This is a genomic window from Mesorhizobium sp. M8A.F.Ca.ET.218.01.1.1, assembly GCF_004791165.1.
GTDB lineage: Bacteria > Pseudomonadota > Alphaproteobacteria > Rhizobiales > Rhizobiaceae > Mesorhizobium.
In genome coordinates, this window is sequence record NZ_SRUZ01000087.1 from 1 (window position 1) to 336 (window position 336).

Sequence of the window (336 nt, forward strand, 5' to 3'; positions counted from 1 at the left end):
CCATTCCGGCGCTGGCATCCAACAACCCCCGCTGGAGCGCCGCGAGTGGTGAGCCTGCGCCTGCCGAGGCAGAGGCTCTGCCAGCCTCGTCCGCTCAAGCCCGCGAGAAGCCGGCAACGCAGGACGACAAGCCAACCGCTGGGCCAAGGAAGTGGCGGTCGGCATGGACAAGCTCAAATTCATGACCGACAAGGACGGCAAGAAATATCTCTACACCAACTTCACCAAGGAGCAGCTGCAGGCGCAGACGGCCTATGACAAGGGCACCTATGCCACGAACCGCGACCAGCAGCGGATGATTCTGAAATAGGGAACAGGGCAGTAGGGCAGTAGGGC

Annotated in this window: 1 pseudogene; it reads left to right on the top strand. The window is 62.2% G+C overall.

Annotation, left to right across the window (positions count from 1 at the left end):
- Window positions 1-145 precede the first annotated feature (145 nt).
- A pseudogene (locus EN861_RS34505) lies at window positions 146-310 on the top strand (PRC-barrel domain containing protein); the annotation flags it as partial.
- Between the last annotated feature and the right edge of the window lie 26 nt (window positions 311-336).